11 protein-coding genes and 1 pseudogene are annotated in these 22,440 nt (G+C 69.7%); 9 read left to right on the forward strand and 3 right to left on the reverse strand.

All coding sequences use genetic code 11. The features are described 5' to 3' along the window. The first annotated feature begins 38 nt into the window (after nucleotides 1-38). Nucleotides 39-1,295, forward strand: a complete 1,257-nt coding sequence (gene frc, locus ACRWNP_RS31145; protein ID WP_431967282.1) for a formyl-CoA transferase — start codon at nucleotides 39-41, stop codon at nucleotides 1,293-1,295. Between the two features lie 157 nt (nucleotides 1,296-1,452). Here the strand turns inward: frc and ACRWNP_RS31150 are convergent, their stop codons facing one another. Continuing rightward, the gene (locus ACRWNP_RS31150; RefSeq protein WP_431967284.1) at nucleotides 1,453-4,638 is read right to left on the reverse strand and encodes a DNRLRE domain-containing protein; all 3,186 of its coding nucleotides are present in this window, start codon (nucleotides 4,636-4,638) and stop codon (nucleotides 1,453-1,455) included. 562 nt (nucleotides 4,639-5,200) lie between these two features. On the opposite strand from ACRWNP_RS31150, the gene ACRWNP_RS31155 reads away from it, so the two are divergent. Together ACRWNP_RS31155 and ACRWNP_RS31160 are read left to right on the forward strand one after the other, a co-directional pair. After that, nucleotides 5,201-13,135, forward strand: a complete 7,935-nt coding sequence (locus ACRWNP_RS31155) for a polymorphic toxin-type HINT domain-containing protein (protein ID WP_431967286.1) — start codon at nucleotides 5,201-5,203, stop codon at nucleotides 13,133-13,135. Nucleotides 13,136-13,149: 14 nt separating this feature from the next. Continuing rightward, nucleotides 13,150-13,608, forward strand: a complete 459-nt coding sequence (locus ACRWNP_RS31160; RefSeq protein WP_431967288.1) for an SMI1/KNR4 family protein — start codon at nucleotides 13,150-13,152, stop codon at nucleotides 13,606-13,608. A 1,145-nt stretch (nucleotides 13,609-14,753) separates the two neighbouring features. Here the strand turns inward: ACRWNP_RS31160 and ACRWNP_RS31165 are convergent. Then, nucleotides 14,754-15,200, reverse strand: a complete 447-nt coding sequence (locus ACRWNP_RS31165) for a PAS domain S-box protein (protein ID WP_431967290.1) — start codon at nucleotides 15,198-15,200, stop codon at nucleotides 14,754-14,756. An 863-nt stretch (nucleotides 15,201-16,063) separates the two neighbouring features. Between ACRWNP_RS31165 and ACRWNP_RS31170 the strand changes: the two genes are divergently transcribed. The 6 genes and pseudogenes from ACRWNP_RS31170 (at nucleotide 16,064) to ACRWNP_RS31195 (ending at nucleotide 21,785) form a co-directional block, all read left to right on the forward strand. Further along, nucleotides 16,064-17,203, forward strand: coding sequence for a hypothetical protein (locus ACRWNP_RS31170; protein WP_431967292.1), 1,140 nt, complete (start codon nucleotides 16,064-16,066; stop codon nucleotides 17,201-17,203). 608 nt (nucleotides 17,204-17,811) lie between these two features. After that, nucleotides 17,812-18,495 (forward strand): helicase-associated domain-containing protein, encoded by a 684-nt coding sequence (locus ACRWNP_RS31175; protein WP_431967305.1) that lies wholly within the window; start codon nucleotides 17,812-17,814, stop codon nucleotides 18,493-18,495. A 200-nt stretch (nucleotides 18,496-18,695) separates the two neighbouring features. Beyond that, nucleotides 18,696-18,785, forward strand: a pseudogene (locus tag ACRWNP_RS31180) (hypothetical protein); the annotation flags it as partial. A 295-nt stretch (nucleotides 18,786-19,080) separates the two neighbouring features. Beyond that, nucleotides 19,081-19,674, forward strand: coding sequence for a hypothetical protein (locus tag ACRWNP_RS31185; RefSeq protein WP_431967294.1), 594 nt, complete (start codon nucleotides 19,081-19,083; stop codon nucleotides 19,672-19,674). Nucleotides 19,675-19,908: 234 nt separating this feature from the next. Continuing rightward, nucleotides 19,909-20,739 (forward strand): esterase/lipase family protein, encoded by an 831-nt coding sequence (locus tag ACRWNP_RS31190; RefSeq protein WP_431967296.1) that lies wholly within the window; start codon nucleotides 19,909-19,911, stop codon nucleotides 20,737-20,739. Nucleotides 20,740-20,921: 182 nt separating this feature from the next. After that, entirely contained in the window at nucleotides 20,922-21,785 is an 864-nt protein-coding gene (locus tag ACRWNP_RS31195; protein ID WP_431967298.1) for a GNAT family N-acetyltransferase, read from the forward strand. A 295-nt stretch (nucleotides 21,786-22,080) separates the two neighbouring features. Here the strand turns inward: ACRWNP_RS31195 and ACRWNP_RS31200 are convergent. Beyond that, a partial coding sequence (locus tag ACRWNP_RS31200; protein WP_431967299.1) for a hypothetical protein occupies nucleotides 22,081-22,440 on the reverse strand: 360 nt, incomplete at its 5' end.

Consider the following 22,440-nt stretch of genomic DNA (forward strand, 5'->3'; position numbering starts at 1 on the left):
CCACCCGCGCACCGCGAACAGACAAGAAGGAAGCCACCATGAGTGAAAAGCCGCTCGCCGGGATCAAGGTGATCGACTTCACCGGGGTCCAGGCCGGTCCCGCGTGCACCCAGATGCTCGCCTGGTTCGGCGCCGACGTCATCAAGGTCGAGCGTCCCCAGGGCGGCGACGTGACCCGCAACCAGCTGCGGGACGACCCGGACCTCGACGCGCTGTACTTCACGATGCTGAACAGCAACAAGCGCTCGCTGGCCATCAACACCAAGACCCCCGAGGGCAAGGAGGTCATGGAGAAGCTGATCCGCGAGGCCGACATCCTGGTCGAGAACTTCGCCCCGGGCGCCATGGACCGCATGGGCCTGGGCTGGGACCACATCCACGAGCTCAACCCGCGCCTGATCTTCGGCTCGGTCAAGGGCTTCAACGACGACTCGTCCTGGAACGACCTCAAGGTGTACGAGAACGTCGCCCAGGCCGCCGGCGGCGCCGCGTCCACCACCGGCTTCTGGGACGGCCCGCCGACCATCAGCGGCTCGGCCCTCGGCGACAGCAACACCGGCATGCACCTGATGATCGGCCTGCTGACGGCGATCATCCACCGCAACGCGACCGGTGTGGGCCAGAAGGTCTCGGTGTCCATGCAGGACGCCGTCCTCAACCTGACCCGCGTCAAGCTCCGCGACCAGCAGCGCTTGGAGAAGGTCGGCTACCTGGAGGAGTACCCGCAGTACCCGAACGGCGAGTTCGGCGACGCGGTGCCCCGCGGCGGCAACGCCGGCGGCGGCGGCCAGCCGGGCTGGATCCTGAAGTGCAAGGGCTGGGAGACCGACCCCAACGCCTACATCTACTTCACGATCCAGGAGCAGAACTGGAAGCGCACCGCCGAGGCCATCGGCCGGCCCGAGTGGGCCGAGGACCCCGAGTACGCGACCGCCAAGGCGCGCCAGCCGCACATCTTCGAGATCTTCGGCGAGATCGAGAAGTGGCTGGCCGACAAGACCAAGTACGAGGCCGTCGACATCCTGCGCAAGTGGGAGGTGCCCTGCGCCCCCGTCCTCAGCATGAAGGAGCTCGCCGAGGACCCCGACATGCGCAAGAGCGGCACCATCGTCGAGGTCGAGCAGAAGGGCCGCGGCACCTACCTGACGGTCGGCAGCCCCATCAAGTTCTCCAACTTCAAGCCCGAGATCAAGGGCGCGCCGCTGCTCGGCGAGCACGGCAGCGAGGTGCTGGCGGACCTGGGGTACGACGCGAACGAGATCGCGGCGCTGCGCGAGAAGCAGATCATCGTCTGACGTCACCCTGCGAGTGCCCCGCGGGTGCCCCGCGCGATCCGTGCGCGCGGGGCACTCGCGGCTTTTTACGTGTGCGTGACGAGTTCCCGGCCCCGCCGAGCCGAAGCTCGACGGGGCCGGGAACTCGTGAGGAACGGGCCGGGTCAGACGGGCAGGATCACCCGAAGACCAGCTTGTCGGTCCAGCCGGACCCGATGACGGTCTTCACCGGTGGGTTCGTGTTGGTGGTGGACGGATAGTAGATGGCCATGTGGCCGTCCGACGGGAACCGGGCCCAGATGTCCGGGATGCCGTCGTTATTGATGTCCGGGATGCCGATCGCCGCGTCGACGTTGGTCTCGGTCCAGCTGGTGCCGAACTGGACGTCGCCGTCGAGTGCGTTGGCCGCGAGCATCAGGGAGTTGAGGTCGACACTGCCGGAGACGGTGCCGGGCCTGCCGTGCCGGACGTACATGGTGCCGGTGTCCAGGTTGCGCCAGAGCAGGTCGGGCGTGCCGTCCTTGTTCATGTCGGCGAGGTTGACGATGTCGCGCCGCGCCCAGGCGTCGGGGTTCATCAAGGTCGCGGTCTGGAAGGTGGCGCCGCTGTAGCCGGAGAGCACCCAGTAGGCCGCGCCGGCGCGCAGGACCAGGTCGGGCAGCTTGTCGCCGGTGATGTCGCCGATGGCCTTGAGCTGGGTCCAGGTGGCCGGCGCGGGTGCGTTCGACGGGAGGCGGATCTTCAACCGCTGGTCGACGTCGAACGAGCCGTAGCCGTCGCCCGGGTAGAGCCAGAACCCGCCGTCCGGGGTGACGGCGAAGAGGTCCGTGGTGCCGTCGCCCGGATAGGCGTCCTGGTAGTGCGCGATGAGCGCGGCCTTGCCGGCCGTCGCGTCGTACCAGTGACCGGCCGGGGTCAGCACCGGCTTGCCGTCGGCGCCCATGGTGTACGAGGCGACCAGCGAGCCGTACAGCTCGCCGCCCGGCTGGCCCGCGTATGTCCGCAGGACGCCCTTGTTGTCGATGAGGATCAGGTCGGCGGTGCCGTCGCCGCCCGTGTCACCCGGGGCGTCGGCGTTGTCCTTCGGCGGGACGTAGGTCGTGTAGTCCGTTCGCGCACTCGCGTTGCCGAGGCTGTCGTAGGCGTAGACCTGCAGCGTGTTGGGGCCGGCGTTCAGCGGCCGCAGGTCGGGGACGGTGGCGACGCCATTGGCGTCGGCGTTGACCGGGGCCGGGCTGACGCCGCCCCAGGCGTAGGTGAACCTCACGGCTCCCGGGGATTCGAAGGTGATCGGTCCGGTCGTGCCGAACTTCACCGTTGCCCACGTGGCGCCGTCCGACGTGGCCTTGAGGAACACGTCGCTGGTGACGATGGGCTGCGACGGTCCGCTCGGGTCCACCGTGATGCGGCAGGGCTCGGTGCCCGGTGGGTAGTTGGTGGACGTCGCACCCGCCGAGTCCTTGCCCATGGCGTCCCAGGAGAAGGTGGTGTTGGTGGTGATGTCCTTCAGCAGCGGATCGCTGGACGGGATGGTGTACGTGGCGGTGCCGCCGGTGCCGCCGATCGGGATCTCGACACCGGCCGGGACCGTGCCGCCGGTCTTCCAGAACCGGAAGCGGACCTTGCTCATGTTGTTGTCGGGGTCCTTGGCGGTCACCGACAGGGTGATGTTGGTCTTGCCGACCGTCACGCCCGCGCCGGGGCCGGGGGTGCAGGAGCCGCCGGGCTTGGAGGAACCGTTCGTGGGCTCGTACGGCTTGCGGTTGTAGACGGCCTCGATGGTCGCGGAGGTCGCCTTGAACTTGCGCCAGGTCTGGGTGTCCGACTCACTCGTGGCCCGCATGCCCAGTGTGAGGGTCGAATTGCCGTGGTCGGTGGCGTACTGGGCGGCGTCCTTGACGTTGAAGGCCTCATACTCGTCCGGGCAGGACGTCGACGACCACCCGTGCGCGAAGGACTTGCGCTGGATCTCGTCGGACCAGCTCGGCTGCGCGTTCCACGTCGTGCCGGACGAGATCGAGCCGGTGCGCCACAGCTGGAACTCGCGGTTCGTGCAGGACCAGGAGTGGTTGTTGAGCACCTTGAAGGTCGCGCTGGTGATCTCCGCGCCCTTGATGCTGCTCGACCAGTCCATGCGCCAGAAGGAGCGGGCTGTGCCGCCGGTGTCGTCCTCGTGGCCCACTCGGGCGTCGGAGGTGCCGGAGGAGAAGTTGGTGCCGTTGTAGAAGCTGGTGCTCGGGTACGGCTTGTAGGCCACCGTCCACGCGTCCCAGCCGGGGTTCAGCGACGGGTCGACGAACAGCGGGTAGGTGACGTCCTTGCGCGCCGCAAGACCGGTGGCGGCGAAGCCGATGCCGAGCCGGGCGGTGTGGGTGTTCTCGCCGTCCAGGGTGACCGGCAGCGGCGCGGACCGCGCGCCGGGCTCGATGCCGGTCAGGCCCGACAGCTTCAGCACGTCGGCCGGGGTGGCGACGGACGTACGGTGCGTGGTGCCCTCGGGCAGCTCGGGGTCCCGGCCGCTGGAGTCCCACGCGAACGGCGTCGGGATCGAGCCGACCTCCTTGCCGGCCTTGTCCAGGACCTGGACCCGGCCGGCCTTGCGGTCCTGCCGGAACACGGCCGTGGCCGAGCGCAGGCCGTACGGGACGGTCCTGAGCGCTTCCTGCCGCGCGGCCTCGGGGGTCTTGACGATCAGGACCTGGGCCATACCGCCCTCCTCGCGGGCGACGAGCAGCAGGTCGACGCCCGGGAGGACCTCGGGGTACAGGGCGCGCGGACCGTCGAGGACCGGCTCGGGCAGTGCGTCCGGCCAGGTGTACGCGACGGTGTGGCCGCCCAGTTCGACCTCGGCGAGCACCGTCTCACCCGGCGTCTCGGGGCGGGCGAACGAGCGGTCGGCCCGCGTCTTGCGGGCGTTGCCGCTCGCGAAGCGGACGGGAACCGCCGGGTTCGCGGGCGCGATACCAAGGCCCCCGGGCGCGCCGGCCGTTCGCTTCAGCGTGTTGTCGACCGGGGCCCACTGGCCCTTGGCGTTCTTCGCCCGGGTCGGTGCGGCCGTGATCCGGGACTTGAAGCGGCCGTTGGGCAGTGCCCAGGTCAGCGTGGTGGCGCTGGTCGCCGTGTCGACGAGCACCTGCTTGTGGGTGCGCATGGCCTGGGCCATCGCGGCGGCCTCGTCGCGCGGGCCGGTGGAGGCAGGGGTGGCGTTGCTGGCGCCGCGGCCGGCTGTGGCCGGGGGAGAGCCGCCGGGCTGCCACCACGGCAGCAGGGCGGCGGTCAGGGCGGCCAGCACGAGGCCGAGGGTCAGGGACAGCCGCGTGCGCGTGCGCACGAATGGGCTGAGAAAGCGAGGCGGCGCGGTCACGGCGGTCTACTCCCGTGGGAACCAAGCGGATTGAGGACAGCACAGACAGCCCCGGTCGGCAGGCCGCGGGGCAGAAGGCGGGCACACGATCACACATGTGAAGTATTTACGTCCACGGTGAAGATTTTATGAATCCGTTACATGGGCATGGAACGGACTTGACTGGCTGTTAGCTGAGCCCGTTTCGCGGGCATTTCCGGGGCCGCATTGGTGGCGATCACCGGGTTTCCACCATCCTTCTGATTGGCCGTTACTGGAGCGGTCTGAACCGTTACGCACCGTGTCGCAGATCACTTTCGCCGGCTTCTGGCACTCTGCGGCGATCTTGCGTATGCGGCGGACATGACAGAAGGTGCCACACGCATGCGCCTGAGCCAGGGGTGTGCCTATTGGTGTTTCCGCACCTCGTCCGTCGTTTGAATCGCCAGGGTGGGAGTCGACGCGTATGCGTGCTTCAGGTCGGCTGTCATGGCTGGGGCGGGGACGCCCAGCCATGACGGAGTCACAACGATGGCGCCGGCGGCGAAGCCGCACGGGGGTCGTCCTGCTGTTGTCCTTGACAATGACCTTGACCAGCCTGGGCGGTGAGGCGCTCGCCGTTCCCGGCCCCGGCATGAACCGAGAGAAGTCGATCGCCGAGGTCGACCTCCCGGACCTGCCGAAGGCCACCGAGGTCGAGGGCGACGACCTGGCGGACAAGACCCTGACCCTCGCACCGGAGAACCCGGTCACCTCGTACACCCCCACCGCCACCGCGGCGTGGGCCTCCGGCACAGGTCAGGCCACACTCGACGCGAGCAGCGCGCCCGGCACCACCAAGCCGGTCAGCAACGACCTGCCCGTCGCCATCGGCGTCCCCGAGGGCGGCGACGCCGCCGCCCTCGCCGGCGACTGGACCGTGGGCGTGGCCCCGCAGACGACCTCGCAGGACGCGGGCGTCTCCGGCATCATCATGAAGCTCACCCCGCCGGCCACGGTCGACCCGGCCGCCGAAGTGGCGATCAGCATCGACACCGCGGGCTTCGCGGACCTCTACGGACCGCAGGCCGTCGAACGCTTCGGTCTGATGCTGCTGCCCGAGTGCGTGTACTCCTCCCCGACCGAGGGCGACTGCGCCGAGGGCGGCGGTACGAGCACGATGTCCCTGTCCGACGGGGACAAGAACGTCAAGAACGGCAGGAAGAACTTCCAGCGCCTGCGCAGCACGGTGACGACCGTGCCCGCCAAGGACGCGCCGACCAACGCCAGGACGGCGAAGAACGCCCCCACCCACAAGATCCTCAGCGGCACCATCCCGGTCTCCAGCCTCCTCGACGAGGGCTTCGTCCCCTCCGGGGCGACAAAGGCCTCCTACCGGGAGGGCGTCCAGCCCGCGGTCTCCGCGGGCGGCGGCGCCGCCATCGGTGGCCTCGACACCGGCTCGTCGGCGACCGGTGACTTCACGGCCTCGCCGCTGCTGTCCTCCGGCTCCTGGTCGTCGGGCTCCTCCTCGGGCGCCTTCACGTACTCGTACGACATCCAGGTCCCGGAGACCGCCGGCGGCCTGATGCCGAAGGTCAACCTGGCGTACTCCTCGCAGACCGTCGACGGCCGCACGTCCTCGACGAACAACCAGGCCTCCTGGATCGGCGACGGCTGGGACTACAACGCGGGTTCCATCACCCGCACGTACGCCAACTGCCGCCAGGACTCCAAGAAGGCCGGCTCCAACAACGCCACCCACCGCACCGCGGACCTGTGCTGGGGCTCGGAGAACGCCACCCTCTCCCTCGGCGGCATGACCACCGAGCTGGTCTGGGACGCGGACAAGGGCAAGTGGTTCACGGCCAACGGCGACGGCTCCACCGTCCAGCTGATCAAGGGCGAGGCCACCGGCAACGGCGCCAAGGACGGTGAGTACTGGGTCGTCACCACCAAGGACGGCACGAAGTACCACTTCGGCAAGAACAAGCTCCCGGGCTGGTCCGACCACGGCACCGCCGCCGACGACCCGACCACCGACTCGGTGCTCACGGTCCCGGTCTACGGCAACCACTCGGGCGAGGACTGCTACAAGGGCCCCACGACCACCGACTGGACGAACTCCTGGTGCACGCAGGGCTGGCGCTGGGGCCTCGACTACGTCGAGGACGTCCACGGCAACGCCATGTCGCTGTGGTGGAAGAAGGACGCCCCGAACTACTACGCCCGCAACTTCAACTTCAAGGACCCGGTCCCCTACGACCGCGACGGCTGGCTCGACCACATCTACTACGGCCAGCGCAGCAATAGCATCTTCACGGCGGAGGCCCCGGCCCGGGTCGGCTTCACGGTGGCGGAGCGCTGCTACACCGTCGACGACGTCACCTGTTCGGACGCCAACTTCACCTCCAAGGACCCGCGCAACTACCGGCCCTGGTTCGACACCCCGGTCGACATGCGCTGCGAGGCCGGCAAGAAGTGCTGGAACGCCGGTCCGTCCTTCTGGACCCGCAAGCGCCTCGACAAGATCACGACCTCGGCCCAGCGGCGCACGGACACCGCCGCCCGCCAGGTCGTCGACGAGTACCAGCTGAAGCAGAGCTTCGCCGAGCTGCTCACCGGCCCGAACACGGCCCTGTGGTTGGAGTCGGTCCAGCGCACCGGCTACGCCCGCAAGGGCTCCACCGACGCGAGCGTGCAGCTCAACACGGTGAAGTTCGAGCCCAACGCCGAGGACATGCCGAACCGCGTCAAGAAGGTCCACCCGTCACGCCCCGGCTTCTCCCGGCTGCGCATCGGCCGCGTCGTCAACGAGTACGGCGGCGAGACCATCGTCACGTACAAGCCGATCGAGGGCGACTGCCTCACCGGCAACCTCCCCGTGCTCGACCAGCAGCCCGGCGAGGACAGGGCCACGGCCATGGCCCGGCTGCAGGCCCAGCTCAAGGTGAACGACCGGCTCTGCTACCCGTCGTTCTGGAACCCCGACCCCGAGGTCGAGGACATCGACTGGTTCCACAAGTACGTCGTGGACACCGTCGAGGAACTGCCCAACATCGACGGCAACTTCACCACCAGGACGGAATACCGGTACAAGAACCCGGCCTGGAAGCTCGCCGAGGCCGAGTTCACCAAGAAGTCCACCCGCACCTACTCGCAGTTCGCGGGCGTCGAGCAGACCACGGTCCTGACGGGTCCCGTCGTCGAGGACACCCCGGACACCGCCGGCCAGCGCTCCAAGTCCGTCACCCGCTTCTTCCGGGGACTCGGCGACACCGTGTCCGTCAAGGACATCACCGGCGCCGAGATCGCCAAGGACCAGGAGCCGTTCGCCGGCCGGATCGCCGAGGAGATCACGTACACCGACTCCACCAAGGCCGACTCCGACTGGCTGTCCCGCTCGGTCACCAAGCCCGAGGCCACCGAACTCGCCAGGCGCGACCGCGACGACGGACTGAGCCCGCTGCGGGCCTGGCGGGTCACGGAGCCCGAGGAGATCGCGTACACCAGGTCGTCCGGCACCAACACCGACGACCCGCGCACCCTGCGCACGGTCAGGACCAGCACGACGTACGACGCGACCTACGGTCTGCCGACCCTGGTGGAGTCCCTGGGCGACATCACCGAACCCGGTGACGAGTCCTGCACCAAGCTGGAGTACCTGCACCGGACCGACAAGAACCTCATCGGCCTGTCCAAGCAGGTCCTGGTCTCGCCGACGACCTGCGAGAACGCCGACTGGTCGGACCTGTCGACGCTCACCGGCGGCCAGCGCACCGCGTACGACGGCACGGCCTACGGCACCGCGCTCGGGTCCTCGACCCGTGGCCTGGCCACCGAGTCGTGGACGCTCAACGGCACCGGTACCGGCTTCCAGACCACCGGTACCACGGAGTTCGACGCCATCGGACGCGTGGTCAAGCAGACCCCGGCGGATCAGCTGGCCCAGCCGACTCCGAAGTCCGCCACGATCACCTACGACTCCATAGGACCGGCCACGGGCCAGGTCTTCAAGGTCACCACGACCAACGTCCTCGGGCACAGCCAGATCCAGGAGCTGGAGCCGGGCCGCTCGGTCACCGTCAAGACGACCGACGCCAACAACCAGGTCAGCGAGGCCGTGTACGACCCGCTGGGCCGGCTCGCCGAGGCCTGGGCCCCGGGCCGTACCCCCGGCAACGGCGTGGCGGACTTCCGTGCGGTCTACACGATCCCGGCGGAGGAGACCGACCCCGACGACCCGAAGCTCAAGATCCGCAAGCCTCCGTACGTCACCACGTACGCGCGTGGCTACGAGGACCGGATCGAGACCTCCGTCACCCTCTACGACGGCCTCGGCCGTGAGCGGCAGACGCAGGAGGAGGCCGACAACGACGCCGGCTGGCTGATCACCGACACGCTGTACAACAGCTCCGGTGAGGTCTACCAGACCAACAACGCCTACCTGACCCAGGAGGCCAAGCCGGGCGAGCTGTTCAGCCCGCTCGCCGACACGGCCGTCCCCAACATCACGCGCTACACCTACGACGGTCTCGGCCGCGTGCTGAAGGAGACGCCGTACCTCAAGTGGATCGACCCGGACACCAAGGAGTCCTTCTCCAAGGCGTACGAGGACCGGGCCGTCCGCTACGAGTACGGCGAGGACTGGTCGAAGGTCATCCAGCCGGAGGGCGACTCGTCCTACCGCGTCTGGACCGACGCGACCGGCCGTACCGTCCGGACGGACACCTTCAACCCGGCGGCCCCCGGCGGGTTCACCTCGACGCGGTACGAGTACGACGCGCACGGCCAGGTCAAGAAGGCGACCGCCTCGGCGGACGACACGCACCCGTGGACGTGGACGTACAACCACAACGGCCAGCTCGAGACGGCGACCGACCCCGACTCGGGTACGACGCGCACGACGTACGACGCCTTCGGCCGGCCTCAGACGAGCACGAACGACCGAGGCGTCAAGGTCTGGAACAGCTACGACGAGCTGTCGCGGCCCAAGCAGCAGCGTCTCAACGACTCCTCCGGCACCTTGCTCTCGGAGTTCACGTACGACTCCGCCACGGGCGGCAAGGGCATGCCCGCCACCGCCACCCGCTACACCGACGGCCTCGCGTACACGCAGACGGTCAACGGCTACACGAAGGACTACCAGCCGACCTCGACCACGCTGTCCCTGCCGCAGTCCATCGCAGACACCTGGGGACTGCAGAAGGAATACAGGTACGACTACACGTACAACGACAAGGGCATGCTGGACGACACCACCCTCCCGGCGGTCGGCAAGTTCGCCGCTGAGAAGCTGGTCGTCCGCTACAACGAGGACGGCAAGCCGCTCTCCATCTCCGGTAAGGACTGGTACGGCTCCGAGACCCGCTACGACGCCTACGGCCAGGTGCTCCGCTCCACGCTCGGTGCCCAGCCGTACCGCGTGTGGACGCAGAACGCCTTCGACGAGTCCAGCGGTGAGCTCACCGAGCAGTCGGTCTACCGCGAGAAGACGGACGACAAGAGCGTCGTCGGCGGCAACCTGGTGTCCAACCGGGCGTACACCTACGACCCGGCCGGCAACGTCACCTCGATCCAGGAGAAGTCCACCGGGATCGCGGAGCGCCAGTGCTTCGTCTACGACCCGCTGGGCCAGCTGAAGTCGGCCTGGACGTCGAAGGACCAGACGACCTGCGTCAACCCGAGGAACTCGGACGGCACGCTCAACAAGAACCCGGACGGCACGCTCCGGGTCTCCGCGGGCGCGGACAACTCCGGCTATTGGCAGGAGTACGAGTACGACCTGCTCGGCAACCGCACCAAGCTGACCGAGAACGACCTCTCCGGCGACACCACCAAGAACGCGGTCTCCACGTACGCGTACGGCAAGAACGCCGCCAAGGACCAGCCGCACACGCTGACCAAGGTGTCGAAGACCTACAAGACCCCCGCGGGTGCGCAGGTCACGGCCGAGGCCACGCGTCTGTACGAGCTGACCGGTGAGACCAAGTCCGTCACCTCGATCCAGAACGGCGACAAGCAGGAGCTGACCTGGACCTACGACGGCCAGGTCGACCGGATCACCGGTGCGGGTACCGGCGGCAAGACCCCGTATGTGGGTCTCGGCCAGAAGTGCCTGGACCTGAAGTCGGGTGCGGGCGCGGCGGGCCAGCCGATCCAGCTGTACTCCTGCAACGGCTCGGTGGCGCAGAACTTCACGTTCACGCCCACTCCGGGCACCGCGTCGGCGCCGCAGACCGACCCCAACCGGGGCACGCTCTCGGTGTACGGCACCTGGTGTCTCCAGCCCACCGCGAGTTCGGCCGGGTCGGCGCTCCAGATCCAGAAGTGCGACGGCTCGGCCGCGCAGGAGCTGCGGCGCAACTCCACCGGCCAGCTCGCACTGGCCGGCACTCCCAGCCTGTGCCTCGCGGTCCAGGGTGCGGTCAACGCCAACTCGACCCCGATCGTGCTGGCCGCCTGCGACGGCTCCTCCACGGCGCAGCTGTGGGAGCCGCAGAACGACACGCGTCACATCTACGGCCCTGACGGCAGCCGGCTGCTGACCATCAAGGGCAAGCAGGCCACGCTGCACCTGGGCGAAGCCGAGGTCACCGTCCAGCAGGGCGGCGTCCTGGTCAGCACCCAGCGCACCTACGCGGTTCCCGGTGGCGCGGTCATGCGCTATGCCTACGGCAGCGGTGGGGAGACCCTGGTCGCCCAGACCACGGACCACCAGGGCAGCGCGTACACGGAGGTCGGCCTCTACGGCACCATGCCGGTCCGCATCCGCAAGCAGGACCCCTTCGGCAACGAGCGCGGCACCGCCGGTGCCAACCTCCAGAACCACAAGGGGTTCCTGGGCCAGACCAGGGACGACTCCTCCGGCTACCAGCCGCTCGGCGTCCGTCTCTACGACCCGGTGGTCGGACGCTTCCTGTCCGTCGACCCGGTGCTCGACCTGAACGACCCCCTGCAGTCGAACGGGTACGCGTACGCGCAGAACAACCCGGTCACGTACTCCGACCCGACGGGTCTGTCCATCAGCCTGACCGCCTCGGAGAAGGCCGCGGCCCTCGCCGGCGCGGGTCTGTCCGCGGCGCAGGTCGCGCAGGCGCAGGCGATGCAGGGCAAATCCCTCACCTCCGTCATCCTGGCGGTCGCGTGGGAGACGCTGAAGGACTTCATCGGCATCAACGACGCCATCGCCTGCTTCGGCGGCGACATGTGGTCCTGTGTCAGCATCGCGGTCGACGCCATCCCGTGGGCAAAGCTCGGGAAGATCCCGGCGGTGATCAAGGCGGTCAACCGCACCATCGACGCCATCAAGGCGTTCAAGGTCGCCAAGCGGGCGGCCGAGGCGGTGCTCAAGGCGGCCAAGGCGGCGGAGTCCGCCGCGCTACGGGCCAAGAAGCTGGCGATCGAGAGGGCGAAGAAGGAAGCCGCGCAGAGGGCCAAGAAGAAGGCGGCCGAGGCCGCCAAGAGAAGAGCCGACGCGGCGGCCGCGGCGAAGCGGAAGACGGGTAACCCCGTCCAGAAGCAGTCGCAGGCCAAGGCCGCACCCAAGGCCTCCTCGCACGCCGGCGGGGGCAAGGGCGGAGGCGGCAAGTCCGGCGGCGGCGGAGGCGGCGGCAAGTCCGGCGGTTCCTCCCGCAGCAAGGGTGGTACGAGCGGCGGCGGCGGCTCTGGCAAGGCAGGGGAGGGCGACACCTGCAACAGCTTCGTGCCGGGCACGAAGGTGCTGATGGCCGACGGCTCCACCAAGGCGATCGAGAAGATCAAGGTGGGCGACAAGGTCGTCGCGACCGATCCCGAGTCCGGGGAGACCCGGATCGAGACGGTCACCGCCGAGATCAAGGGCCAGGGCCTCAAGCACCTGGTCAAGGTCACCATCGACATCGACGGCAAGCACGGCTCGAAGACCGCCGAGGTCACCGCGACCGACGGCCACCCCTTCTGGGTAGCCGAGCTCGGTGAGTGGATCAAGGCCACCGACCTGAAGTCGGGCCAGTGGCTGCGGACCAGCGCCGGCACGTACGTCCAGATCACGTCGATCGAACGCTGGACCGTCAAGCAGTCCACGGTCAACAACCTGACCGTCTCCGACCTCCACACGTACTATGTGCTGGCGGGGGCCACTCCGGTACTCGTTCACAACTGCGGTGACACTCCAGATGGAGTGGAATGCAACTGCGCTCAAGGAACGGGGGCAGGGCCAGCGGATGACCCAATCAGGCATTCGGGACCTTGGACTCGGTCCGACATCATCCGAGGCTCTCTGGGGTTGCGCCCGAATCAACTCGGTGATCGAATTGAGATTCACCACGCGGATCAGATGCCCGGGTCGCCGATTCATGAACTAGATCAGAACGTGCACCGAGGCGCCGGTACGGATCTTCATCGGAATAAGACTCCGGGCGGCGTAGGCATCAATCAAGGCGTCGACGGTGCAATGCGGAGTGAAGACACGCAACTACACTGGTGGTACAGGTCTCAAGAGCAGGGCTGGGGAACGTACAGTCCTGACCACTGGTACGACAACTGGCCTGGACAATGATCGGTTTGTGAGTCATGGATTTCGCAGAGTTCGAGGAGCACTTGTCGACTGCCCGTGCGAAGCGTGCGGCCCTGAGCAGCCCGGAAGGTGGTGACGTCTTTGAGTCGCGGCGGGCATCCGAGGCAGAGCTATCTGATGCGGAAGTCATCCTGGGGACGTCTCTCCCCGCCGAATACAAGGAGTTCATGCAGCGGTACGGTGGAGGAATGTTCCTATTCCTTGATCTGCTGCCTATTGCTGCTCACGAAGGGCCAGACGATGACCTGTTGAAGGTCTATGAACGGGAGTTCAAGTACGCGAACTTTGTGCCTGTGGCTCCTGTCGGAACTGGTGACTGGTGGGGCTTCTTGTCGGCTGAAGGTCGGTGCTCGCCCGAGGTCTATTTTCGGGATCACGAGGATGGCCGATTTCATCTTGAGGCGGATAGCTTTCTGGAGTTCATGGCGCGTAAAGGGCTTCGCCTGGGGAAGTGAACACCGCTAGCGGTGATCTGCTCGATCCCGTGCAGGGGTTCCCGATGGCCAATCTGGCGTCGGCGAATGGATTCCGAGGGCACGAGATTCGACGTCCGACAGCGATAGTTGGCGGCAACGGCGGCGAACAACAGTTCGCCGCCGTTGTGGTGTGCGGGTCAGGGATGGCTCAGAGCACGTTTCCGAGCACGGTCATGGCTTCTGCGTTGGAGGCGGAGGCGTACACGTAGACGGTGGCGGTGACGTCGATGTGGGCGTGGCCGAGGAGTTCCTTGATCACGATAAGTTCGACGCCCTGTTCCAGTATGAGGGTGGCGGAGGTCGTGGGTGTGCCGTGAAGTGCAGTGATTCATGCGGAGTGGAAGACCGTGTGTCGCGGGTGAATTCCGTGGCGCGGATTGATATGCCGTCCGAACCGGAACACCAACCGCTCCGGCCGACTTCCGGGCTTTGGAGGTGTTCCCGGCGGACTGTGGCGGCTCGCCCTCATGCACTATGCGGGTGCGTGCGACGGCGGCGCGGATGGCGTGGTTGAGGAGCCCGGTGGTGGCCCAGGCGGTCGGGACGCTGGTGGGCGTTGGGTCCCTCGAGGCGGATGGCGGCGTGGAAGGGGACGGACTTGGCCGGTGCGATCTCGCATCGTGGATAAGTGGTGAAACGGCCCATAGGGTCAAGACGTGCGAGTTCCGCAGCACCGCGCCCGGGTAATCGCACCGCTCGGGGGGCGAGCGGCATGCCAAAGAGCTGCCATGATGACGCCTGAAGTGACGGTCGATCAGTGGCTACGGTCAGCGATCCAGGCCGGGGGTGCCCAGTGAGCCGGCCCAGAAGCGATGCAGACCGCATGCCTCGCAGAGAGCTGTACGACGCCGCGTTGGGCGGGGTAGGTCCCCGCTTCTGCTGTGGACCAGCTCGGAGGGAAAGCCCTGCTACCTAAGCCGCGATGGCTGGGGCTACCTCTCCACCCTCGCCGGCGGCATCAAGACGGTACAGTACTTGATCGGCGGGCGTGCCGAGTGAGGGGACGGCCTCCGCGCACCCGCACCCAGCACGCCGGTCGCCCCCGAGGAGCAGTCGGCGGCACTTGCCGATGTCGTGGCGATCCCGGCGACGCCGACAGGGGCTTCGTTCGCGTGGGGCAGAAGTCAGGTCGCCGTCGTTTGGTCCACCTTGGCGGCCGCCACCTGGCGGTACAGCTCCTTCTCCTTGGCGCGCCGCGCGGTGACGTCCCGGATGACCGCCCCGACGTAACCCGGCCGTCCCTCGGCGTCGTTCAGCAGCACCACGCTGAACTCGATGGACAGCTTCCGGCCGCCGGCGCCCACTGCCGGGACGGTCAGGAGGTCGTCGTCCCCGTACTTGGTGGTGCCGCTCGCCATGGACTTGTCGAAACCGTCCCGGTGCCGCTGACGGTGCCGTTCCGGGATGATGACGTCCAGGCTGCGGCCGTCCACTTCGGCCGACGAGAACCCGAAGATCCGCTCCGCCCCGTGGTTCCAGTAACGGATGAGTCCTTCGCGGTCGATGATGACCACGCCGTCGGGTGCCTGGGCCGTCATGCCCAGCACTACCTCGGAGTCCAGATCTGCCATGTCTCCTCCGGTCCTCGGGGCGGGCGGTTGTATACAGGCGGATAGTATACAGTCGTCGCGTGTCATGGCTATGGGGCTCGTTGGCGTCAGTGCGTGACGCACGCGACCTCTTTCCGCGGTGCGAGGTATCCCCGGCCTCAACTCCGCGCCGGCAGACCGCGCCAGAGAGATCGCTTGGGCGGCAGGAAGCCGTGATCGCGCCACGGCCGATCGGACAGGACTCGGTCGGGGTGTCGGGCCCGCGCGCCGTAGGAGGCCCGCCAGGGCGCAAGAGGAGCCGCCGGCGCGCGCAGTCGCCTTCGGCCGGGCCTGCGAGGGTGCGGTCCAGGCCGCCGGCGGAGGGATCGGGCTCGGCCCGCTGCCTTGCCCAGCCACCTGCGCAGGAGCGCGCGGTTTCGAGCCGGGGTGGTTCCGCGGCGGCGAATTCGCCTGAGCTTTCCGCAGGCGGAACCCTCGATCAGTTGTAACGGTGGACCACGATCCAGTATTCGTATTCCTCCGTCGTTACGGCGCAAATGCAGCGGCCGTCCATGGAAAGCGCCAGGAACTCCGGTGACTGCTCGTCCTGGAGGTTGGGCGCCAGTCGCCGCCTTCCTGCCACTGGACTTGAGTCCAGCCGAGGGCGCGGCTGTCCTGGCCCGCCGCACTGATCAGGAACGATCCGCCCGGGTCGAAGAGATTGTTCCGGGAGGCGTGAAGGAACCACAGACGATCCACCTCCGACAGGGCTCCGTCGGCGTCAGCGCGGCCTCGCGACACGGCGGCAGACCGTGTCGCGAGGCCGCACCTCGTTCGGCCGCCCGCCGGGGTGAGCCCGTCCCGGATGGCATCGGCGTCCCCTCGAGTTGTTCTAGGCTCAGGGGGTGGATGCGCGTACCGCCCTGGAGAAGTGGCTCGCCGGACTCTCCGCCGAGCGTCTGACCGCCCTGCTGGAAGAACGTGAACTGCCGCACGCCGCGGGCTATGAGCCGGTGACGACGTTCCGGCAACTGGCGGAGCACCTCCTCACCGACGGCTCCGTGGAGCGGGCCGTCGCCGCCGGGACGGCGGGCGAGGCGCAGTTGCTGGCGTGCGTGGCGGCCCGCGCCCTGGAGACGTACGGGCCGGTGCCCGCCGCCGACCGGCAGGTCTACGCCTGGCGCCCGGCGCCGCCGCCGGTCGACCCCTACACCCGGCTGGTGCCCGAGTCCGAGGTGCTGGACTGGCTGGAACAGGGGGGCACGCCCCGCGAGAGGACGGTCCGAGCGCTGGAAGGGCTGCGGGAGCGGGCGCTGCTGCTTCCCGCGCCACGCGGCCGGTTGGCGCTGCCGTCCCGGGTGCACGCGCTGGCGGCCCGGATGGACGGCTACGGAAGGCCGGCCGACACGCTGCTCACGCAGGCGTACAACGCGCCGGAGATCAAACGGATCGCCGCCGTACTCGGCGTCGAGCAGCGCACCCGCGCGGACGCGCAGAAGGCGATCGGCGCCCTGCTCGCCGACGGCGACCGGGTACGGGAACTGGTCGCCGGCGCCCCGGCGGCGGCCCACGAGTTGCTCGGGCACATGCTGCAGGGACCCCCGCTGCTGCGCACGCACTGCTTCGTCTCCCGGTACGGCGGTTACGCGGGGCCGGACGACAAGTACACCTTCCGGGAGGGCGGCAGCGGGGACGAGGGCACCGACTGGCTCGCGGAACACGGCATGGTGGTGCCGGTCGGGCCGGATCTGGTGGAACTGCCGTACGAGGTGGGCCGCGCACTGCGCGGGGAGCAGGCGGCGCCCGCGCCGAGCCTGGACCCGGAACCGCTGACGTGCCTCGCGCCGCTGCCCCGGGACCGGGCCAGGGCGCGGTGGCGGCGGGGACCGCCGCATGGCGGGCGGAACTGGTGCTGCGGGAGCTGGCCGCGCACCCGGTGGCGGTGCGCAAGGCGGGCGGGATCGCGGTGCGCGACACCAGGAGGCTGGCGAAGGCGGCCGGGACGAGCGAGGAGCACACCCGGCTGTGGCTCGACCTCGCGGTGAACGCGGGCCTCGCCGCGCCTCAGGCCGAGGAGGAGGAAGGCGCCGCTCGCGGTCGGGGGCGCCGGCGACCCGCCACAGCGAAGCAGCCGGTGCGACTGCTGCCCAGCGAACGGTACGACGCCTGGGCGGCGGCCACGCCCGCCGGGAAGCTGCTGCCACTGGTGGCCGCCTGGGCCGTGGTGCCGGAGGTGTTCACGTACTGGCCGGAGGACGACGAGACGCCGGTCGCGCTGGTCACCCCCCAGGACCCGTACGCGGCGCCGCTGCGGCACGGCGTCCTGCGGGCGCTCGCCACGCTGCCGGAAGGGCGCGGACTCGCCGCCGGGGACGAGGGACGCGAGGGACTCCTCGAGCGGGCCGTGTGGCTGCGGCCGGTGCTGCTGGCGCCCTACGAGGACGAGGAGCTCGAAGGCCGGCTCGAGGCCACGCTGGCGGAGGCGGAGCTGCTCGGCCTGGTGGCACACGGTGCGCTGACCGAGGCCGGCCGCGCGGTCGCCGACCTCCTGGACGCCGGGGCCGCCCGCCACTACCCGGCCGTGCCCGGCGCGGACGCCGACCCGGCGGCAGAAGGCACCGACCGGCTGGGACGGGGCCTGGCCGAACGCCCCGTGCTGGCCAAGGCGGTAGCGGCGCTGCGCGATGCCCTCCGTTCGTCGCTCCCCGCGCCGAGCACCACGGCCCGGTTCCAGGCCGACTCGACGGCGACGGTCACCGGCACCCCCGCACCGGAGCTCGCGGCACTGCTGTCCGCGGTCGGCGACATCGAGTCCGAGGGGCACGCCGTGGTCTGGCGCATCACCCCCGCCTCCCTGCGCCGGGCCTTCGACGCGGGATGGGACGCCGGCGGGATCCTCGAACGTCTCGCCGCGGTGTGCCGGCCGGGGACGGAACTGCCGCAGCCGCTCACGTACACGGTCAAGGACGTCGCGCGGACCCATGGGCGGCTGCGGGTGGTGCGTTCCGCCTGCTGCGTCCGGTCCGAGGACACGGCCCTGATCGAGGAGGTCGCGAAGGCGCGCGGGCTCGCCAAACTGGGCCTGCGGAAGATCGCGCCGACCGTGCTGATCTCCACGGCGCCCCCGGACGAGACCCTCGCCGCCCTGCGTACGGCGGGCTACGCCCCGGCCCTGGAGGCGGAGACCGGCACGACCGTGCTGGAACGCGTGCCGGGGGAACGGTCCCGGTCGATGGTCCCGGGCCTGGACGAGGCGCACCCGCAGTACGGCCACCCCGTCCGCGGGCTCCCTTCCTCGGCTCGGGAAATGGCCGCACACCTCGCCGCGACGCGCTGAACCGTCCGCCGGTTGCCGGGAGCGGAGGAGGCAGGGTGAGCCGGCCGCGCGCGGGGCTCCGGTTGACGATGGCGAGCGGCGTCGGCGCGTAGCTGGGCGGGCGTGGCGCTGCCAGCGACCGCTTGTCTGCCGCCGGAGCGGGTGGTGAGCTCGATCTCGCACTGCTGGGCGCGCAGACCGAGGACTTGCTGTGGATCGCCGTGCGGCCAGGGGCACTGCAGGAGACCGCGCAGACCCTGAGCACCCACCCGCACGTCCGGTTCTGCGCCGCGACCACAGGTCCCTCCAACCTGGTCGTCGCTGTCGCCGCCGCGAACCTCGATGCGCTGTACACCTTCCGCACCGAGGCAGTCGGCCCCCTTGGAGGCGGTCACCGCCATCGACACCACTCCGCTGCCGGCGACCGTCGAACGCACGGGCCTGATCCGCCACCGACGACAGCGGCGGGATCCCCCTCCGCCCCCAGCAGGTGCGCGCGGTCCCGCCCCGGGTCACCGTGGAAGAGGGGGCGGGCGCATGAGCGGCTGCCCTGTGATGCCGGGCAGACCGGGCCCGCACACCTCACCTGCCAGCCAAGGGAGCATGATGACCGCCACGACACAGGCACTCGTACCGGCGCTGCGCGAAGCCCGCCGGGCCGAGGCCGCCGTCACCGAACGGCTCACGGCACACGCCGCGCTCACTCCCGCCGGCCAGGACCGCACGTCCCTGGAAGACAGCATCGGCGACGCCCGCGATCACCTGCGCCGCCTCGACGACCATCTCAACATGCTGCAGCCTCCCGGGCCCGCCCAGATCCTCGGCGGGGTCTGGCACCTGACCCGTCAGGCCGCCTGGCTCCCCTTCCACACGGCGATGGCCATCCCGGCCGCCCTGCTGCGGGGCAAGACCGCCACAGAGCAACAGCAGCTGAAGAACATCGAGGAGCAGTACGCCGTCACCGCGTACGCCGTGGCCACCTGCCGGGCCGGTGAGCACATCGCCCACACCACCGGCGACACCAGCAGCTCGGACCTGCTCGGCTCCATCCGCCGTGCCGACGAGGACCAGCTCCAAGAACTCGACCGCACCCTCCAGCGGCACGCCGAGGCTGTCGTCGACGCCGCCACCGCCCCGCCCGAACCGAGGGACCCGCACCATCCGCCCCCGCCGCAAGGCCGACACCTCCACGGTGCATAGCAACCAGGCCTGCCGGCCTGAGCCTGATCGGGACGGCGCGGACGACGGGCGGCTCGAGAACCCGGCCCGGGCCGCGCTGAGGGGCTCGCCCGCCACGTCCTGCGTCCAAGCCGGCCGCCGGGCTGCTGCCGGCGCAGCGCATGAGGGCACGTCATCACTCGCGGGATGCACATCCAGGGCGGTGCGTGTAACCCTGTATTTACGTGTCATTAATGTGGGGGTCGTCTGGAGAAGGTGGACGACACGAGCATTGCGTGGAGGCCGCAGCTGCCGGTGCCATGGGTGGCGGCGGCTCGCGGCGCCGGCGTGGAGGCGGGATGGGCCGCGCGGCGCCTGGCCGGCATGCCGGTGGACCTGGCCGGCTGGGGTCTGCGCCAGCTCACCGGGCGGTTCGCCCCTGCCGTGTCCTGGCTGCCGCCGGGCCGGGCCGAGGAGCAGGCGGTCGAACGGGGGACGCCGGTGCTGCTGGTGCACGGACTGGCCGATCGAGCCTCGGTGTTCACGCTGCTGCGGCAGGGGCTGCGCGGCTCCGGCGCGGGCCCGGTCACCACGGTCGGTTACAGCGTGCTCACCCCGGACATCCGCGTGGCGGCGAAGGTGCTGGGCGATGAGGTCGAGCAGCTGCGCGCCCGCAGCGGCGGACAGGCCGTCCGCGTGGTCGGGTACAGCCTGGGCGGGCTGATCGCGCGCTACTACGTGCAGCGGCTCGGCGGAGACGCCTGCGTCCCGCTGGTGATCACGCTCGGGACGCCGCACGGCGGCACCGCAACCGCGCTGCTGGCCCCGCCCCACCCGCTGCTGCGCCAGCTCAGGCCGGGAAGCGAACTGCTGGCCGAGCTCGCCGAGCCGACTGCGGGCTGCCGAACCCGGTTCGTCGCCTTCTACAGCGACCTGGACGAGGCCGTCATCCCCGCCGGCAGAGCCCGCATCGACCACCCCGACCTGCAGGCCCGCAGCGTGCTCGTCCACGGCGTCGGCCACCTGGCACTGCCCATCCACCAGCCGTTGATCGACGAGATCTGTGCGGTGCTGGCCGAGGCCCAGCAGGTCACGCCCGCCGCATGACGGCGCGCCCTGTTGCCGGGCGGCCCCGTGACAGGACAAGCAGAACACGGCACGCTGAAAGACGTGAGTGCTGCAGCTGTCGGAAGAAGGCCAGCAGCATGCGAAAGGATGAAGAAGCCTTTTCGCCCCGCCCTGCGAGAGGGTCGGTGGTGCGTCCGTATCGCCCCAAGGACGAGCCGGTGGTGCGTGAGTTGATCAACGCCGACCGGCCGCCGGGACAGCCGTGCTGCACCCGGGACATCCTGGCTGACGCCGCCCGGGGGCCGTCCCACCTCGCTGATTGGGCGGCACCTGCCCGGCCTTGCATCAGTGTGCTGGCTGACGCCGAGGACCGGCCCCGCGGCGTCATCGTGTTCTTGGCCTGGCCCGATGTGCAGGTCGGCCTGATCTGCTGGCTGCACGCCCGAGAGGACCCCGTCGTGCTGCGTGCCCTGCTCACGCACGCCGTCGCGGAACTCGCCGGCTGCCCGCTGGTCGAGGCCTTCGTCGGTGCCCCGCCGGACGCCCTCGGCCCGGGCGGGTTGCCCCGGACCCGCCGCGCCGCCACCCACGACGCGCTCTTGGGGACCGGCTTCACCGGTCGCCGCCGGGGCTGCTACCTGCACCGCCCGCTGCCCGTCGAGACGCTGCCCGCAAAGCTGGTCGCCGACGTCTTCCCCTGCGAATTCCCTCCTGGCTACCGGTTGATCATCCGTGAGGCGGACGAGCCGGTCGCCGAAACCCTGGTCAGCGTCGGACCCGACCACACCGCGACCGTGTGGTGGATCGAGACCCTGCCCGAGCAGCGCCGTCACGGCCTGGCCCAGCAGCTGCTCAGCCAGGCCCTGGCCCTGCTGGCCGAGCAGGGCGCCACCGAGGTCGCCCTCGTCGTCGACGACCTCCCGGAGACGGTCCCCGGCCACCAGGCCGCCCCCAGGCTCTTCGAATCCTTCGGCTTCGCCTTCATCGACCAACTGTGGACCTACGCACGGCGGCGCCCGAACCCGCCCGGACCGCCGGCAGCGCCCAGGAGCACCCAGGCGGACGCGGTCGGTGGGAGAGCCTGACAGCGACGTCAGGCTCGCGGTGGGCGACTTCGGCAATACGGTGCTCCTCACGCGCCTGCATCGGGTCGTCCAGGACCGGCTGAACAAGCACCGCGCGGCGTGCCGCACGGTGTACGCGGGGCGACGGCCTGTCGCGTGCCGCCTGCCGTCTCGGGGCAGCCGTCCGGCCGGGTCGCCGGACCGGCGGATGCACGGCCTGCACTTGGCCGACCTGGTCACCGCTGCCGGTACGCCCGCCTTCAGCCCGACGCCGGCGAACGTTGCGCATCGACCTGCGGCAGGGACGCAACACGCGTCAGGCTTCCCCGGCAGCCGCCCGGGGTGACGGAGGGGCGGGGCTGTGCGGGTCGGGCGTCGAGCCCGCGGAGGGGTGTGTCTGGCGTCGGGCGACTTCCTCGATGAGCCGCGCATCCATCTCGTCGAAAATGTCCGCGACCTTCTGCAGGGATTCATCCGACATGTGGGGGAAGGCCTTGACGATCTCGCGTGCCCAGGCCCCGAATGCCTCCGGCAGCGGCTCGGCTGGCATCGTCGTTCCCTCCCTCCCTTGCTTGCGGCTGGATGTCTCCTGTCCGGTGTACTCCTGTGCGGCGGCCGGCGGGAAACGAGAGGCGGCCCCCGACCGCAGGTGCGGCAGTGCTGCCGCACGCGCCCG

The sequence above is a fragment of the Actinacidiphila sp. bgisy160 genome, from assembly GCF_965342435.1.
Taxonomy (GTDB): Bacteria; Actinomycetota; Actinomycetes; order Streptomycetales; family Streptomycetaceae; genus Actinacidiphila.